The sequence below is a fragment of the Hymenobacter sp. BRD128 genome (assembly GCF_013256625.1).
In the GTDB taxonomy this organism is placed as follows: domain Bacteria; phylum Bacteroidota; class Bacteroidia; order Cytophagales; family Hymenobacteraceae; genus Hymenobacter.
In genome coordinates this window covers 717,562-730,259 of the sequence record NZ_CP053908.1, presented here as the reverse complement: position 1 = coordinate 730,259, position 12,698 = coordinate 717,562, and the positions used below count along the sequence as shown (strand labels likewise).

The 12,698-nt window shown below is 61.7% G+C and carries 7 protein-coding genes; 2 read left to right on the top strand and 5 right to left on the bottom strand.

Annotated features, from left to right (window positions below):
- Positions 1–11: 11 nt before the first annotated feature.
- The 5 genes from GKZ68_RS03315 to GKZ68_RS03295 all read right to left on the bottom strand — a co-directional run bounded on the left by GKZ68_RS03315 (position 12) and on the right by GKZ68_RS03295 (position 10,084).
- On the bottom strand, positions 12–2,756 hold the full coding sequence (locus GKZ68_RS03315; RefSeq protein WP_254244141.1) for a phosphoesterase: 2,745 nt from the start codon (positions 2,754–2,756) through the stop codon (positions 12–14).
- A gap of 153 nt (positions 2,757–2,909) precedes the next feature.
- Positions 2,910–4,493, bottom strand: coding sequence for a SusD/RagB family nutrient-binding outer membrane lipoprotein (locus tag GKZ68_RS03310; protein ID WP_173110698.1), 1,584 nt, complete (start codon positions 4,491–4,493; stop codon positions 2,910–2,912).
- Positions 4,494–4,513: 20 nt separating this feature from the next.
- Entirely contained in the window at positions 4,514–7,810 is a 3,297-nt protein-coding gene (locus tag GKZ68_RS03305; RefSeq protein ID WP_173110696.1) for a carboxypeptidase-like regulatory domain-containing protein, read from the bottom strand.
- A gap of 44 nt (positions 7,811–7,854) precedes the next feature.
- Entirely contained in the window at positions 7,855–8,448 is a 594-nt protein-coding gene (locus GKZ68_RS03300) for a phosphonate degradation HD-domain oxygenase (protein WP_173110694.1), read from the bottom strand.
- A gap of 322 nt (positions 8,449–8,770) precedes the next feature.
- Positions 8,771–10,084, bottom strand: coding sequence for an MFS transporter (locus tag GKZ68_RS03295; protein ID WP_173110692.1), 1,314 nt, complete (start codon positions 10,082–10,084; stop codon positions 8,771–8,773).
- 758 nt (positions 10,085–10,842) lie between these two features.
- Here GKZ68_RS03295 and GKZ68_RS03290 point away from each other — a divergent pair.
- Together GKZ68_RS03290 and GKZ68_RS03285 are read left to right on the top strand one after the other, a co-directional pair.
- Positions 10,843–11,505 carry a hypothetical protein gene (locus GKZ68_RS03290; RefSeq protein WP_173110691.1) on the top strand — a complete coding sequence of 221 codons (663 nt, stop codon included), beginning with the start codon at positions 10,843–10,845 and terminating at the stop codon, positions 11,503–11,505.
- 20 nt (positions 11,506–11,525) lie between these two features.
- Positions 11,526–12,518, top strand: coding sequence for a hypothetical protein (locus tag GKZ68_RS03285; RefSeq protein ID WP_173110689.1), 993 nt, complete (start codon positions 11,526–11,528; stop codon positions 12,516–12,518).
- Positions 12,519–12,698 lie beyond the last annotated feature (180 nt).

Here is a 12,698-nt window from a genome sequence, read left to right as displayed (position 1 = left end):
GGTAGGGCGGGTTACTTGGTCTTCTTTTGCTGGCGGTAGTGAGCTTCGCGGGCCTCATCCTCGTCGTCCATTTCGGGGCCTTTTTCCACCTTGCGCCAGTCGATGGCTTTGCCGTAGCGGCGCATGGCCACCTGCGGGTCGAAAATGCGCACATCGCTCTTTTCCAGCGAGTAGGGCCGGAAATCGGGCTGGCTGGTAAAGAAGTCCTGCAGGAGCGTACCCGTGGCGTCGTACTGGTTCACGTAGGGCACGTTGAGGAGGTTGTAAATCGTCTTCAGCACGGCGCCGAAGTTGGCGTGGGTGTGGCTCACGTAGCCTTTTTTGACGTAGGGCCCGGCCAGCAGGAGCAGCGAGCGGTGGGCATCGACGTGGTCGACGCCGCCCTGCGGGTCATCCTCGGTCACGATGACGAGCATGTTTTTCCAGTAGGGCGTGCGCGACAAAAAGTGCAGCATCCGGCCCAGGGCCAGGTCGTTATCGGCCATGAACGACTGCGGGTACGGGTAGCCGTCGGCGGGGCGCACCCCGGCGCCGTGGTCGTTGGGCAGCTGCACGGTCACGAGCGCGGGCATCTTGGCCTGCCCCGTGAGCCACTTTTTGGTGAACTCGCGCTCGAACTGCATGGCCCGGAACTGGTCGGGAATGTTGGTATTGAAGCCCGCGTAATCGTGGCTGGTGCGCGTGTACAGCGCCTGCTGCATGGGCACCATCACCAGGTGGCCCGAGCCGGTGGCCGTGTCGCGCCAGGCCTCGCGGTTGTGAGCCGTTTCGTTGCCCTGCCCGAAGTTATAGAAGGGTACGTGCCGCCGCGCCAACGCCTCCCACAGGCCGCCGATTTCGGCGTAGTCCTCGGGGTCCATGCTGCCCGTCGAGCCGGGAAAGCGCCGGCCGGGGGCGGGTGAGAAGATTTTGGCCGTTTTACTCACGTTGGAATTAGCCTCGACCCATTCGTTGGGAATCACGCCCAGCATCCAGTGGTGGCCATGGATGGAAGCGTCGGAATCGCAGTAGTAGTTATCCGAAAACGCGAACTGCCGGGCCACCCGGCGGTGATTGGGCGCCACCCGCAGGTGCGGAAACTGGCCGCGCTGCCCGGCGGGCAGGGTGTACTCGCAGTTGACCCCTAACCGGGCCAGGGCACTGTCGCCCCGGGCTTCGCGCAGCTGGCCCAGCACCTCGTCGTAAGTGCGATTTTCCTTGGTAATGTAGACGATGTACTTAATCGGGGTAGGCGTGCGGCCGGGCAGGGCCGGCAGCGGGTTGGGGGCAGTTTTGGCCTTGGATGAGGTAGGGGTGGCTAGCGGCGTGGCCACGAAGGTGTTAGCCAGCACCTGCCTCGTATAAGTAGCCAGCTGCGCGGCGTCGGGCACCGGCACTTTCTGGAAGCTACCGAGCTGAATATCGCCGATGTAGGTGCCCTGGGGCGGCGCCACGAAACCCGCCCCGCCGTTGGGACCCGCACCCAGGCCTCGGCACGAAGTGATGTAGAGCGTCCGTTCATCAGCCGCGAGGCGCACCCGCGCCGGGCCCCAGCCGGTCGGAATCAGCCCCCGCGTGGTGCGGCTGGCCACGTCTACCACGGCCACGGCATTGAAGCCCAGCAGGGCCACGTAAAGCGTTTTTTCGTCGGCGCTCAGCGTCAGGCCGAAGGGCAGCAGGCCCCGGTAGTGGTCCAGGCGCGGGTCTACTCTAATCGGAATGTCGCCCAGCAGCTTATGGTGTTGGTAGTCAATGACCGTGATGTTGTCGTTGGTGGCATTGGTGACGTAGGCGTACTGGCGGCCCACGGCCAGCGAGTTGGGGCTAGCCCCGCCTACCACCTCGGCATCCTCCATCATCTCGCCCAGCAAGTGGCCGGTTTTGAATTTATCAACCACCTTATTGGTGGCTAAATCCACGGCAAAGACGCTCATGGCGTCGGGCGCATTGGGGCTGCCCAGGCCCGGAATCGGCCGGCCTTCCACCGTGGTGCCGTTGATGGATTCGGGCGTGTTATTGCCGTAGGGATGCCGCGTAATCATCAACGAATCGGCATTTTTAGGCGTTGCCCCTGGGATGAGGGGGTAGGCGTACATGCCCACGTTGGCCACCAGGGCCGTGCGGTGGTCGGGGCTCAGCGCCAGGCCGAAGGGCTGCCGGCCCACCGGAATGCTGGCCGTCACCTGGCGGGTAGTCAGGTCGAGGCGCACTAGGCGAAAGTTGCCCCGGTCGAGCACCAGCAGCTCGTGGCCGGCCTCGTTTAGCACTAGGTCCGAGGTAAAGCTATCGACGAAGGTCTGCCCGCTTACCGGCCCGTTCAAGGAGATGGAATCGAGGCGCTGCATCCGCTCCAGGTCGTAGACGATAACCGCGCCGTTGTCGCCGCCGCTTAGGTATACCCGCTTGGAGTCGGCCGCAAAGGCGACGCCCAGAAACGAGCCTTTCGAAAGCGGTGATTTGAGCTGCTTGTCGTAGCTCGGCACGCGCACCGCCGCCAGGCTAGCCAGGTCGAGGCGCGTGAATACGCCGTTGTGCAGCGTCACGGCCGTCTTGCCGTCGGGGCTCAGGGCCAAGCCCATCGGGTCGTGGGTAATGCGTACTAGTTGCCCGGCCGGCGTCACGTAGCGCCCACTGGGCAGCACCGAGCGGCCCTTTTCGTCGATTTTACAAAACTCCTGCGTGCCGGGCACTTGCAGCAGCATGGCCGCCCCGGCCGGAGTACCGGGGCGGGCCGGGGCCTTAGTTTGGGCCCCGGCCCGCAGGCTAAGCCCGAGCATGACCAAAAGAAATAAACAGAAGTGACGGGGCATGAGCGTGGCTAAAAAAACCAGCCACCACGGAGTACGCGGTGGCCGGGTGAAAGAGTAGTAGTGTGTAGTAGTGCCTGGCCGGCGGCGGCTGGCCACCCCTAGCCGCCGGCCGGCCAGGGCTTATTTCAGCACGTACATCACGCCGTTGATGTCGTCGTTGCCGCCGTACTGGCTAGCCAGCGCGGCCTGGTAGTTGGCCGTGTTGGCCGTGCGCTCCGAGGTGGGGTATTTGAAGCGCAGCGCGATGCGGCCACCGTTGCCGGTGCCGGGGCCGGTGGTAAAGTTCGGCACGCCGGTGCGGCGGTAGTTGTAGTACGCCTCCAGGCCCGAGTGGCGGAACAACGCCAAGTATTTCTGCTGCAAAATCTGGGTCAGACCGGTGCTGCCGCCGGCATATTTCACGCCGGGCTGCGCGTAGTACGTGGCGTAATTTACGGGGATGTTGTAGGTGTCGTAGTTCGAGCTGGCTGTCACGTCCGTGGAGCCGGGGCGGTAGAAATACGCCGTGTACGTGCCGCTGGTGGGCAGGCCGTAGAAGGCCATCGAGGCCTGAATCCCGGCCGTGTAGTACGTTTCGGCGCTGGCACCCGTTAGCCAGCCGCGGTTGATGCCCTCGGCGATGTTGAAGGCCAACTCGGGGTAGCCAATCTGAATGGTGGGCTCGCCGGTGAGGGTCGAGAAGTAGCGCTTGCGGTTCAGAAAGGAATACTGCTGCAGGCCGGCATTCACGTACATTACGCCCAGGTCGAGGCCGGGGTCGGCGCCCACGAAGGAGGCGAAGTCGGTCGGGCTCTGCTTCTTGTTATCAACCAAGTCGCGGGCCGGCTCACTGGTGGCAAACACGCGCGGGTCCTGCAGGCTGGTGAGCAGCCCCACGTAAGTGGCCGACATATTTTTGCGCGAGCCGTCCTGGCCGAAGTTGCGGCTGTTGTTGGGGTAGAAGTTGTTGGTGGCCGCCACGTAGGTATACTGCATGTTGTCGGCGCTGCTGGTCATGAGCGGGTACTTGGTGGGATTGCCCACGATGCTGGCAAACTGCCCGGCGATGTTCAGGTCCGCATCACCGTTTTTCTTGCTCAAATTCAGCAGCAGGCGCACGCGCAGGGTGTTCACCACCTTTTGCCACTTGCGCAGGTCGCCGCCAAAGTAGATATCGCCGCTAAGCGTGGTGGTGCCGCCGGCAATGAGGGTCGTCAGGTCGGCGTTGGCGCTTTCCAGCCACTTGAACGCCTGCACAAACACCGCCTTCTGCGGGTCGTAGGCCGGCGTGAGGGCAGCGAGCCCCTGCAAAGCCTGGCTCTGCGGAATGTCGCCCATTTCCAGGCTCATGCGGGTGTAGAGGTAGGCCCGGAAGAAGTTGCCCAGCGCCTCGTAAGGGTTCACGGCGGGCGAGCCGGCGGCCAGCGCCTGCTGCTCCATCAGGCCCACATTTTTGAGGGTGGTGTAGTACACGGTGCCGCTGCCAAAGTCGTAGCGGTTGTTGCCGTAGTAGTCGTAGTTGTTGAGGTAGTACTGGTCCCAGGCCTCGTACTGGCCGTTGGGCGCTTCGTAGGCGTCATTGAGAATGCCGGTGAAGAGCAGGGCGGCCGGTACATTATTGGGCTTGTTCTCGTTGAGGGTCAACTCGTCGAGCGTCTTATTGCAGCTGGTGGTGGCCAAGGCTAGCCCGATGAGCAGCCCGCCGGTTTTGACGATATTTTTCATGCTAAAAAGCGGCTGGGCGGTTAGAAGGTAGCGTTCAGGTTCAGGCCGTAGCTGCGCACGGTGGGCGACTGCAGGCCCGTCACGCTGACGGCGGAGTTGTACTGGTCCAGGTCCACGTCCTTGAAGCGCTTGTCGCCGTAGAAGTAGAGCAGGTTGCGCCCAATCAGCGATACCGATACCCGCTGAATAAAGGAGTTGGCAAGCAGCGTGCGGGGCAGGTCGTAAGTGATGGTGACTTCGCGCAGCTTGGCATATGTCTTACTCATCAGGTTAGATTCCTGGATGCCGTAGTATTTACTTGCATAGTCCTGCACGAACGCCACCTGCGTGTTGGGCGCGTACTGCAAGGCCTCCGGGTTTAGAATGGCGCCCGTCTGCGAGTCGTAGTTAATCTTGCCGCCGTTGGAGATTACTACCCCCTCACCTACATAGGAGCCTTTGTAGCCGGTCACGCCGTAGTTCTGCCAGTCCTTGTAGCGGGCATCGCCCAGGGCCCCTTCGGCCGTGAGGGCGTTGCGGCCGCCGCGCATGGTTTTGTTGAACATGTAGTCGGTAGTCACGCCGCCCACCGCACCGTCAAACTGAAAGCCCAGGCTCACGGTCTTGTAATGGAACTTGTTGTAGATGCTCCACTGGTAGTCGTTGTTGAGGTTGCCCAGGTACTGCGGCACGGGGTTGGCGAGGGGCTTGCCGGCCGCGTCGTTGACAATTTGCCCGGCGGCGTTGCGCACGAAGGCCGTGCCGTAGAACTTATCGGTGCGGTCGCCTACACGGAAAAAAGTCCGATAAAACTCCTGGTCAGGCGGTAGTTCTTTATAAATCTCCTTAAACGTTGACCAATTCACTAATATATCCCATCCGAAGCCGTTAGCATTCTGCACCGGCGTGCCCGTGAGACTCAGCTCGTAGCCCGTTTTCTTGGTTTTCAGCGCATTAATATACTCTATAGTGTAACCTGTGGCAGCTGATAGAGGATTGCGTAGAATTTGTGGTCCATCAATGTACTGAAAAGCAGTAGCACTCAGGCCTAGCCGGTTTTGCAGAAATTTGATGTCGAGCCCTTCCTCATAATTGACGCGAGTACTAGTTTTTAAATTGGCTGCGAACAAGTTATTTGTCCCATAGCCTGCCGTCTGGTTGTTGTAGGGCTTGCTTGTAGAATAAAATGATTGCAGCGAATAACTAGGTCCGTTATAGGGAGAAGCGTAGGTATTACCGTAACCGAGAGGATTATAAAATAGAGGGTCCGAATCAGGGCTGTTAGCCAAAGTGCTGCCCCCGAAGGCGGTGATGGAGTTGAACGGTGCAGGCCCGATGGTGGGCGACGTGGCGTCGGTGCGAATGTTGGCGTACGAGCCGCGCAGCTTCAGGAAAGAAATAGCGCGCGGTAGCGTCACGTAATCAGATACCACCGTGGCCAGCGACAGGCTAGGGTAGTAGTAAGTGGTCGGCGTCTGGAAGGCCGACGAGCGGTCAATGCGGCCCGTGGTAGAAAGGGTCGCGAAGCGGCCCAGCGAGGCATCGAGCGAGTAGTAGGCGCTCAGCACCCGCATCTGCGAGTTGAAGCTCGTGCTCTGCACCGGGTTTTGCGAGTTGCTGAAGGCGTACACTTCCGGCACGTTCAGGTAGTCGGTCGAGGTCCAGTTCGAGTTGTAGGTGAAGTTGCGCACGTTGCCGCCCACTAGGCCGCTCAGGTTCAGAAATTTCTGCGCTCCAATATCATAGTTGAAGTTCAGGAAGCCTTCCGCGTTGTTGTCGAACAGGTTGCGGCGGTCTTCGCGGTAGTCGCCCTGGTTGCCCTCGCGGCCGTAGGGGTGCGCCGAGAACGGCATTTTCTCAGTACGCAGCAGGTTGTAGGTGCTGATTTGGGTGCGCAGGGTGGCATTCAGATGCTCGTCAATCTTGAAGTTGCCGGTGAGGTAGCCGTAGGTGTCGTTCTTGTAGTGGCCGCGGGTCCACTTCTCCACCATCAGCCAGGGGTTGTGGTAGCGCTGGTACTCGGCAAATACCGACTGCGTACCCACCTTGCCCGGCTGCCAGATACCCCGGATGTCGGGCGCGTTCACGTCCCAGTCGGCCCCGGTCCACACCACTGAGCTGTAAATTAGGCTGTTGGGCCCGTAGTCCACGTCCGGAAAGTTGTCCGTGAACTGGCGGTTGAAGTTCAGGTTCGCCTCAATCTTAAAGCGCGGGCTCGGGTTGAACGAGCCGTACATGTTGAAGTTGACGATGTTGACGCCGTTGTTCGGGATGTAGCTGTTCTGCTTCTGCTGCGACACCGAGAAGCGCGTGGTGTAGTTGTCGCCGTTGGCGCTGAGCGAGACGTTGTTGTTCGTCTGGAAGCCCGTGCGCAGGAAATGCTGGAGGTTGTTGGCGCCGCGCGCCACCCAGGGCGTACCCTGGCGCACGCCGTTCACCACCGGCGAGTCGTACTGCGGAATGAGCTGGCCGTTGAAGTACGGCCCCCACACGTCGTAGTCACCGTCTACGCCGCCGGGCGCGCCGCCCTTGCCATCCACGAAGGTGTAGAAGGTATTTTCGCCCGGCCCGTACGAGTCCTGCACGCGCGGAAATGCCAGAAAACCCGACTGAATCACGTTGCTGCTGTTGAGCTCCACCGTGAAGCCCTTCTTGTTCTTATTTCCCTTTTTGGTGGTGATGAGAATGGCGCCGAACTGCGCCCGGTTGCCGTAGAGGGCGGCGGCGGCCGGCCCCTTCAGTACGGTATAGGTTTCGATGTCATCGGGGCTGATGTTCCAGGTATCGGTGTCGATGGGAAAGCCGTCGACCACGTAGAGCGACACCGTATTGCCGCGCAGCGACACGTTAGGCGCGCGCAGCAGCTCGGCCGAGGGGCCGACCGAGAGGCCCGCCACCTTGCCCACGAGGCCGGTGATGGGGTTGGGGTCGCGGGCCCGCACCAAGTCCTCGCCGTTTACCTGCTGCACCGCGTAGCCGATTTTGCGGGTTTCCTTGCTCACGCCCAAGGCCGTCACGACTACTTCATCGAGCGACTTGAGGTCGGTGTGCAGGGCTACCGTCAGCGCGCGCTGCTCGCCCACCGGCACGTCCTGCGTGGTCGAGCCAATCATGCGGAATTCGAGTACCTCGCCCGGTTTGGCCTCGATGGTAAAGCGGCCGTCGCTGCCGGTAGTAGTGCCTCGGGTGGTGCCTTTTACCAGCACCGTCACGCCGGGCAGGGGCTGCTTGGCGTCGTCCGTCACCACCCCACCCAGCAGCGCACTTTGGGCCAGGCTTAGCCGGGGCGCCAGCCCCAGCAGTGCCAGCACGGCCAACTGTTTGTAACTGTTTTTCATAATTTAAAAAGAAGGGGAAGGAGAGAAAGATTAAAAGGCCGGGGCTAGGCAGGCAGCGGCTCCTGGCTCAGCAAGTGCCGCAGGGCCAGCGCTTTTAGGTGGGTGAGGCTACCCACGGGCCGCTGCGCCTCCTTGGCCTGCTCGTCCCACTGCCGCAGCTGCAGTATCTGGTCGCTGTCGGGGTCCTGCTCAAAAGCTGCCGCTTCGGCCGCGCTCATCACGCCGCCCTGAAAAATGAGCGTGGCCTGGCTAGCTTCCGAGAGTTGCTGCCGGTAGCTGGGGTACTTATAGGTGAGGTAGCGCTTGGCCTGCACGTGGCTTTCAACCAGCCGGGCCACCCGCTCCGAAAAGCCCCGCTCCCGCAAGTATTCAGCCCCCAGTTTTTCATGATTGATAGCCCCGAAGCCATCCATCGAGGGCAGCTCGGTATCTACTGCGCACAGGTGGCCGAGGTCGTGAAAAAAGGCCGCCAGCACTACCTCGTCGTCGGCGCCCGCCGCTTCGGCCAGCGCGGCGGCCTGCCACATATGTTCCAGCTGCGACACCGGCTCGCCGATGTAGTCGGCGTGGCCCCGGCTTTGGTAGAGGGCGAAAATTTCCGCCACAACTGCCTGCTGGTTTTTAACTGATAATGCCATTTTCAAAGGATTTAAAAAAGACAAGGCCGAGCCAGCTGCTGGCCACGCCATGAAAGGTGGCAAGGGCTAGCATTGTGCTAAAACCTGTCTTCGGGCAGTGCTGGCCAGCGTGCGGACATCCCCAGGCGTGGGCAACAGCCGCTGGGCGAGGTCGAAGAAGGATAGACGAACGGCTGATAACCAACCAGGGGCTTGGAAATAGTCCTACTTTATGTTGACAAAGTTCCGGGCTGGCTGGCACACAGCAAGCCCCGCTGATTCATCAAATTGTTACCTAATCGCTACCTAATTTTTCATATGAGTAAACAGCCCGCTACTAGCCTTACTCCTCGGCCGGCACCCCGGCCGCAAATGCCGGCCGGCGCTCCTGGGTGCGGTAAAAAACCAGCGCTGCCCCGGCCGTGGCCCCGGCTAGCCCGGCCAGCGCCCAAAAGGCGTGGCCCCACCCCTGGCGCTGGGCCAGCACCCCGGTAAGCCACAGAGCGCCCGTGCCCCCCACGTAGCCCACGGCATCGACGAAGCCCGAGGCCGTGGCGGCGCCCTGCTGCCCGCCAAAATCGAGCGACATGGCCCCGGCCAGGAAAGAATACGGCCCCAGCAGCAGCAGCCCCACCAGCGAGATGAGCAGCAAAGGCCCCAGGCTACCCGTGGCGGGCCGGGTCATGGCCAGCAGCACGGGCACCAGTCCCAGGCAGGCGGCCACAATGAGCGGCCCGCGCTGCCCCCGCAGCCAGGCATCGGACAGGTAGCCCGCCCCCAGAATGGATACCATCCCGAATACCGAGTAGAGGGCACTATACTGCGAGGCGGCGCTCTCCGACAGGTGAGCGGCCTCCACCAGGTAGGTGGGCACCCAGAAGCTGAATGCCTCGCGCAGCGCCGTGAGGCCAAACGAGAGCACCAGCATCAATAAAAAAGCCGGGCTGCGGAAGTAGGGCCGCAGCAGGCTGCCCAGCGAAGCAGGCGGGCCGGCCACCGCCTCGGGGCTGGCAAACAGGCTGACCGGGCTGGCCGCCGGCACCGGCAGTCCTACCTCGGCCGGACTGCCGCGCAGGCTCAGCCAGTTGGCCAGCGCTACGCCGGCCAGCAGGGCCGCCGCCGTCATAAATAAGCCCCGCCAGCCCACGCCCAGCGCCAGCAGGTGCCCCAGCACCAGCTTGGCCGCAATATCGCCCACCAGGTAGCTCAAACTCAGCAGCCCCATGATGCGACCGTAGGCGCGGTACGAAAACCAGTTGGCCGTCGTCTTCACTAGCCCGGCCCAGCCCATCGACTGCACCAGTCGGTTGGCGGCCCACGCGGCAAAAAACACCCCGGCCCCCTGGCCCAGGCCGAAGACTACGGTGGCGGCCACCGCCCCCACCATGCCCAGCAGAAAAGCCTTCTTCCCCCCCAGAAAGTCGCCCAGTACGCCGTTAACCACCTTGCCCGCCGCGTAAAACAGCACGCCCACGGAGGCAATCTGCCCCAGCACTTCCTTGTTCAGGCCCCGGCTCCCAAACTCGCGGATGAGCAGCGGAGCGACCACAGCCAGGTTGGAGCGGCACAGGTAATACGCGCTGTAGCCCACAAATAAGCTGGCCGCCGTGCGCAGTTGCCAGCGTTGCAAGGTGGTCCGGGGCTGGGTAGCGAGCATGTTTAAAGCAGTAAGGAGTCATTCCCGAGCCAGTGCTATTCGACTGCTGGTCACAACCGGTACTGGCCGGCCAGCGCTTGTTGCGCTAGGGTTAATGAGCTACAAAGGTGCCCGCCGGATAAAAAGCCAGTATTGCGGCTAGGTTACTTATTTGTTGACAAAGGTGAATACTTTGTTTAATTACAGGCAACAAAATCCTGCGGTAACCACCGTTGCAATAAGGGCCTTTGGGGGTGTAAATAATTGCCACCGCCAATCAAGAGCGGCTGGGAAGCCGGCCACCGCCGGAACAGAAGTCGCCGTTTCGATTACTAGGGTGATGGCCATAGTTGGGCCGATGCCGAGCGCCAGTCCTGTCAAGCTATACCGCTCGTGGGAGAGGGCAGCTATTGCATCTTCCTGCCGCAGTTGCGCAGGCGCAGCCGTGCAGTGCGTGTGCCGTAGCTTCTTGACTTTCACCCAATTACGGTCCGGCCAGAAGTAGCGCACTAGGCGTCAATAGCGCAGCCTCCCCAGCTAGCCAGGCTTGTAATCGCGGTCGCCGCCAGCCCAGCCAGCAGCGGCGCTTTGTTTTTTCTTTTCGCAAAACAGCTTTCCATTTTGAAAAAATATCAATTCATTCGGCTTGGTACTGAGCAGTAATTTTTTGTTTATAATTTTGATAATAAGGCGTTTACAAAAATAATTTTTCTCCTTCACCGAATCGGCACTGGTCTTGGCAATAGGTAGGCATCCCTCACCTACTAGCCCCTACCGACATGGCCATTCTGGATAACCTGGCGAAAGCCGCCAAAGACTTTTTCGTCGAGCCCGACGGCGAAGCCCCGGCCGGCGCGGCCCCGGCGCCCGCCGTGCCGGTAGCCCCGGCCCAGCCGCTGGCTAGCCTGCCGCCCGGCGTGAGCCAGCCCGAGCAGCGCCACCTCGACCACATTGCCCAGCTGCTGGCCGGCGACGGCCGCGACTTCGGCGCCTTCACCAAGATGGTGAAGAGCCTGGCGGCCAGCGGCCTCAGCGGCCCGCTGCTCTACCAAACGGCCTTCAACGCCTTCGCGGCCGTGACCGGCACCGACCTGGCTAGCCTGCTCACCTCGGCCGACGACCTGACCCGGAAGCTGACCGACGACCGGGCCAAGGTGCAGGCCCGCCACCGCGAGAAAATGGGCGAGGCCGTGCCGCTACAAGGCCCACCCGGCGCGCTGGCCCAGCTCCGCGAGCAGGAGGCCCGGCTGCAGCAGGCCGTGGCTAGCCTCACCCAGCAGCTCACCGACAAGAGCCAACAGCTCAGCGACACCCAGCAGCAGCTGCAGCAGGAAAGCACCAAAACTCAGGCCGCGCTAGCCTCCTACGAGCTGGCCCACGCGGCGGCCATGGCCGAGCTGCAAGCCCATCAGCAAGCTACCAAGTCCTTCTTAATCAAGTAACCAACAACCCTTTCTGAGACATGAAAACCTTGCTTTCTCCCGAACTCAACTCCACCCTGCCCAAGTGGCAGCAGCCCGAAAAAGTAGCCGGCTGGGTGGTGCTGGGCGGTGCCGTGGGTGCCGGCGTGTACTACTGGGGCAAAATCGTGCCCTACCTCGTTGACATTGTGTTCAATAGCGTGAAGCTGGGCATCGGGCTGGGGACGCTGTTCGTGCTCTTTTTGCTGATGACTAATAAGCGCATTCAGGCCGGGCTGTGGTACGCCGGGCAGCGCATTCTGCGCACGGCGGCGGGCATTTTCGTAAACACCGACCCCATCGGCATCATGGAGGATTATATCTCGAACACCGAGAAGGAAGCCCGCCAGATGGAAGGCGAAATCGGCCACATCGAGGGTGCCCACGAGTTGGTGAAGCGCAAGCTCGCCGCCAACGACACCCAGATGAAGGAATACCTGGCCCTGGCCGACTCGGCCACCCGCCAGGGCGAGAAAGACGCCGCCGAAGCCTACGCCAGCCGCGCCGCCCAGATTCTGGACTACAACCAGCGCCTGCAGCCGATGGCGACGACGACAGCCAACGTGAGCGTGGTGATGCGCCAGATTCTCAAAGCCGCCCTACGCCAGATTGACGGCAGCAAGTTCAAAGTCGGCCTGCTGAAAGACGAGTATGAGCTCGTGAAACGCACCAGCTCGGGCATGCGCGCCGCCATGAACATCCTGCGCGGCGACCCCGACAAGAAGTACTTCTTCGACCTCGCCACCGACCGCGTGGCCCAGGATATGGCCCAACAACTCGGCCAAATCAAGCAGGCCATGCGCTACTCGCAGGAGTTCGTGAAGGAGATGGACATCCAGAACGGCGTGATGAGCGAGAAAGGCCAGCGCCTGCTCGACCGCTACCAGAAGGGCGATTTCAACGCCTTGCTAACCAACGATAAAACCCCGGTTGCTACGTCGGTAGCCGCCACTAAAAAACGCTCCGATGATGCCTATTCTAGCCTGCTTGATTAGTGGCTGCCTGGCGCTGCTGCTGATTGTGGTGTTGCTGTAAGCACCCCTGATACGATGATACGATGGCGCGGGGCCCTGCCCCGTGCCGACTATCCGCGGGCCTCTGGCCCGCACACTAGGGCCCGCTGACGGAGCAAAGTCCCGCAACGGTAGCCCACGCCGCCGGCCAGAGGCCGGCAA

Coding starts and splice junctions, on each gene's coding strand:
- GKZ68_RS03300 (WP_173110694.1), bottom strand. CDS start 8,448: ATGGCATTATCAGTTAAAAACCAGCAGGCAGTTGTGGCGGAAATTTTC.
- GKZ68_RS03285 (WP_173110689.1), top strand. CDS start 11,526: ATGAAAACCTTGCTTTCTCCCGAACTCAACTCCACCCTGCCCAAGTGG.
- GKZ68_RS03290 (WP_173110691.1), top strand. CDS start 10,843: ATGGCCATTCTGGATAACCTGGCGAAAGCCGCCAAAGACTTTTTCGTC.
- GKZ68_RS03295 (WP_173110692.1), bottom strand. CDS start 10,084: ATGCTCGCTACCCAGCCCCGGACCACCTTGCAACGCTGGCAACTGCGC.
- GKZ68_RS03305 (WP_173110696.1), bottom strand. CDS start 7,810: ATGAAAAACAGTTACAAACAGTTGGCCGTGCTGGCACTGCTGGGGCTG.
- GKZ68_RS03310 (WP_173110698.1), bottom strand. CDS start 4,493: ATGAAAAATATCGTCAAAACCGGCGGGCTGCTCATCGGGCTAGCCTTG.
- GKZ68_RS03315 (WP_254244141.1), bottom strand. CDS start 2,756: ATGCTCGGGCTTAGCCTGCGGGCCGGGGCCCAAACTAAGGCCCCGGCC.